1 protein-coding gene is annotated in these 1,310 nt (G+C 56.1%); it reads left to right on the top strand.

Features of this window, described 5'->3' with window-relative positions; translation table 11 throughout:
* The coding region (gene atpA, locus AACG97_RS00195) for a F0F1 ATP synthase subunit alpha (RefSeq protein WP_338463227.1) at positions 1–1,310 on the top strand (1,310 nt) is incomplete at both ends.

The raw sequence follows: 1,310 nt of genomic DNA, 5'->3' as shown, positions 1-1,310 counted from the left end.
CTCCCTGCCGGGTAACCGTTACGCTATCGCATTGAACCTGGAGCGCGACTCCGTTGGTGCCGTGGTGATGGGTCCGTATGCTGACCTCGCCGAAGGCATGAAGGTTAAATGTACTGGCCGTATCCTGGAAGTTCCGGTTGGCCGTGGCCTGCTGGGCCGTGTGGTTAACACTCTGGGCGCGCCAATTGATGGTAAAGGTCCGCTGGAAAACGACGGTTTCTCCGCCGTAGAAGCGATCGCACCGGGCGTCATCGAACGTCAGTCCGTCGATCAGCCGGTACAGACCGGTTATAAATCCGTTGACGCCATGATCCCAATCGGTCGTGGTCAGCGTGAACTGATCATCGGCGACCGTCAGACCGGTAAAACTGCGCTGGCTATCGATGCCATCATCAACCAGCGTGATTCCGGTATCAAGTGCGTCTATGTTGCTATCGGCCAGAAAGCGTCCACCATCTCTAACGTGGTGCGTAAACTGGAAGAGCACGGCGCGCTGGCTAACACCATTGTGGTGGTAGCGACTGCATCCGAATCTGCTGCACTGCAATACCTGGCGCCATACGCGGGTTGCGCAATGGGCGAATACTTCCGCGACCGCGGTGAAGATGCGCTGATCATTTACGATGACCTGTCTAAACAGGCTGTTGCTTATCGTCAGATCTCCCTGCTGCTCCGTCGTCCGCCAGGACGTGAAGCCTTCCCGGGCGACGTATTCTACCTCCACTCTCGTCTGCTGGAGCGTGCTGCGCGTGTTAACGCCGAATACGTTGAAGCTTTCACCAAAGGTGAAGTGAAAGGGAAAACCGGTTCTCTGACCGCACTGCCGATTATCGAAACGCAGGCGGGTGACGTTTCCGCATTCGTTCCGACCAACGTAATCTCCATTACCGATGGTCAGATCTTCCTGGAAACCAACCTGTTCAACGCCGGTATTCGTCCTGCGGTTAACCCGGGTATCTCCGTATCCCGTGTTGGTGGTGCAGCGCAGACCAAGATCATGAAGAAACTGTCCGGTGGTATCCGTACCGCACTGGCGCAGTATCGTGAACTGGCAGCGTTCTCCCAGTTTGCATCCGACCTTGACGATGCAACGCGCAAACAGCTGGACCACGGTCAGAAAGTGACCGAACTGCTGAAACAGAAACAGTATGCGCCGATGTCCGTTGCGCAGCAGTCTCTGGTTCTGTTCGCAGCAGAACGTGGTTACCTGGCTGATGTAGAACTGGCGAAAATCGGTAGCTTCGAAGCCGCTCTGCTGGCTTACGTCGACCGTGATCACGCTCCGCTGATGCAAGAGATTAACCAGTCCG

Source organism: Pseudomonas sp. Nvir (assembly GCF_963778085.1).
GTDB classification, from domain to species: domain Bacteria; phylum Pseudomonadota; class Gammaproteobacteria; order Pseudomonadales; family Pseudomonadaceae; genus Aquipseudomonas; species Aquipseudomonas juntendi.
This window is presented reverse-complemented; position numbering and strand designations above follow the sequence as displayed.